A 3,143-nucleotide genomic window follows, 5' to 3' on the forward strand; every position below is an offset into this window, starting at 1 on the left:
CCGCCCCGGCCGCGCCGGCAGCCGGGTGCCGCCGGGACGGCCTGACGGCCCGGCAACCAGGCACCGTCGTCGGCGCGCCGCCCCCGCGGGACCGGACGGCGCGCCGACGACGGTCCGTACCCATGGTCGTCGATCCAGGTCAGTTCCCCAGCGCCCCGCACACCCGGGAAAAATCATGATCGTGTGTTCTTCGACCGGGTGGGCCACAAGTAACGTCGGGAAGCGTGACGAGCCCCCCCCGCGCAGAGCACGATGGAAGAGGACCTACTCACGACGAAGCATGCGCACAACGACCAAGTGACGTCAGGGAGAACACGTGGCGAAGGACAGCGGCAGGAGGTTCTCGGTCATCACCGACGGGCTTCCCAGCCAGTTGCCGGACATCGACCCGTCCGAAACCGGCGAATGGCTGGAGTCCCTGGACTCGGTGATCGACGAGCAGGGCCGTGGCCGGGCCCGATTCCTCATGCTGAAGCTGCTGGAACGGGCCCGGGAGAAGGCTGTCGGAGTGCCCGGACTCACCAGCACCGATTTCATCAACACCATCCCGCCGGAGCAGGAACCGTGGTTCCCCGGGGACGAGCACATCGAACGGCGCATCCGGGCCTATGTCCGCTGGAACGCTGCCATCATGGTAAGCCGTGCGAACCGGCCCGAATACGGCGTCGGCGGACATATCGCGACATACGCGTCCAGCGCCGCTCTCTATGAGGTGGGATTCAACCACTTCTTCCGCGGCAAGGACAACCTGACCGGCGGGCCCGGCGGCGACTCGGGCGACCAGGTGTTCATTCAGGGACACGCCTCGCCGGGTATCTACGCCCGGGCCTTTCTCGAGGGCCGGCTGACCGCGGCGCAGCTCGACGCGTTCCGCCGGGAGAGCGAGCCCGGTGGGCTGTCCTCCTATCCGCATCCCCGTCTCATGCCCGATTTCTGGGAGTTCCCGACCGTCTCGATGGGCCTCGGGCCGATCCACGCCATCTACCAGGCCCGGTTCAACCGCTATCTGCTGAACCGGCGGATCAAGGACACTTCCGGCAGCCGGGTGTGGGCCTTCCTCGGTGACGGCGAAATGGACGAGCCCGAGTCGATCGGCGCGCTCGGCATCGCCGCGCGCGAGGAGCTCGACAACCTCATCTTCGTCGTGAACTGCAATCTGCAGCGCCTCGACGGGCCGGTCCGCGGCAACGGGAAAATCATGCAGGAGCTGGAGTCGCTGTTCCGCGGCGCCGGCTGGAACGTCATCAAGGTGGTCTGGGGCCGCGACTGGGACCCGCTGCTGGCCAAGGACACCGACGGGGTGCTCGTCCACCGGATGAACACCACCCCGGACGGCCAGTTCCAGACCTATACGACATCGTCCGGCGCGTACATCCGGGAACATTTCTTCGGGGTGGACGCGCGGCTGCGCCGTATGGTCAAGGACCTGTCCGACGACGAGCTGCGCAAACTCTCCCGCGGCGGGCACGACTACCACAAGCTGTACGCGGCCTACAAGGCGGCGACCGAGCACGCGGGCCAGCCCACCGTCATCCTCGCCCACACCATCAAGGGCTGGACGCTGGGCAAGGACTTCGAGGCGCGTAACGCCACGCACCAGATGAAGAAACTCTCCAAGGCTGATCTCAAGGAGTTCCGCGACCGGCTCTATCTGGACATTCCCGACTCCGAGCTGGAGAGCGGCCTGCCGCCCTACTTCCATCCCGGCCCGGATTCGGAGGAGATCCAGTACATGGGGGAACGGCGGGCCGCTCTGGACGGCACGCTGCCGCGACGGGTCGTGCGCGCCCGGCCTCTCCCGCAGCCGCCGGAGTCCATCTTCGGTGACCTGCGCCGGGGCTCGGGCAAGCAGCCGGTGGCCACCACGATGGCCTTCGTCCGGCTGCTCAAGGACCTGATCAAGACGAAGGAGATGGGCGCCCGGTTCGTCCCGGTCATTCCGGACGAGGCACGTACCTTCGGTATGGACGCCATGTTCCCGACCGCCAAGATCTACTCACCGCACGGCCAACGTTACGAGGCCGTGGACCGTGAGCTCCTGCTTTCCTACCAGGAGTCCGAGTCCGGCCAGATGCTGCACGAGGGAATCAACGAGGCCGGTTCGATGGGATCGGTCATCGCCGCGGGCACCGCATATGCCACCCACGGGGTGCACATGATTCCGGTGTACGTGTTCTACTCGATGTTCGGATTCCAGCGGACCGGCGACCAGATGTGGGCGCTCGGTGACCAGCTCGGCCGCGGCTTCCTGCTCGGTGCCACCGCGGGCCGCACGACCCTCAACGGCGAGGGGCTTCAGCACCAGGACGGCCACTCCCTGCTGCTCGCCTCGACGAACCCGGCGTGTGTGGCCTACGACCCGGCGTTCGCCTTCGAGGTCGCCCACATCGTCCGGGACGGCCTCGACCGCATGTACGGCGAACGCGGCGAGGACGTCTTCTACTACCTGACCGTCTACAACGAGTCGTTCCCGCAGCCGGCCGAGCCGGCCGGAGTCGACCCGGCGCAGGTACTCGCCGGCATGTACCTGTTCCGGCCGTTCGCCGAGGCGGGCCTGCCGGTACGGCCGCCGGCCGACACCGGCTCCCCCGACGCCGGCTCCTCGGCGGGCGGCTCGTCGGACGCCGAGCCGCCCCGTGCGCAGCTGCTGGCCAGCGGCACCGGGATGCGCTGGGCGCTGGACGCCCAGGAGCTGCTCGCGAACGACTTCGGCGTACAGGCGGACGTGTGGTCGGTGACCTCCTGGAACGAGCTGCGCCGCGAGGCGCTCAGCTGCGAGGAACACAACCTGCTCAACCCGGACTCGGTGGAACGCCGGCCGTACGTGACCCGGCTCCTGCAGGGGGCACCCGGGCCGGTGATCGCCGTCAGTGACTGGATGCGTGCGGTACCGGACCAGATCTCCCGCTGGATTCCCCAGGACTACTCCTCCCTGGGCACCGACGGGTACGGACGCTCGGACACCCGGGCGGCGCTGCGCCGCCACTTCCACGTCGACGCCGAGTCGATCACGGTGGCGACCCTGGAAGCTCTGACCCGCCACGGTGCGATCAAGGCGACGGTCGTCGAGGACGCGATCCGCCGGTACCGGCTGCGGGAGGCGTGACACCAGGAGGTGTCACACGGCGTTGAAGCCCCGGCGA

The 3,143-nt window shown here is 68.3% G+C and carries 1 protein-coding gene; it reads left to right on the forward strand.

Features of this window, described 5'->3' with window-relative positions; translation table 11 throughout:
* Nucleotides 1-316 precede the first annotated feature (316 nt).
* Nucleotides 317-3,106, forward strand: coding sequence for a pyruvate dehydrogenase (acetyl-transferring), homodimeric type (gene aceE, locus CM1CMNOD_RS11485; RefSeq protein WP_013873808.1), 2,790 nt, complete (start codon nucleotides 317-319; stop codon nucleotides 3,104-3,106).
* Nucleotides 3,107-3,143: the final 37 nt, after the last annotated feature.

This window comes from Protofrankia symbiont of Coriaria myrtifolia (genome assembly GCF_900634755.1).
Classification (GTDB): Bacteria; Actinomycetota; Actinomycetes; order Frankiales; family Frankiaceae; genus Protofrankia; species Protofrankia coriariae.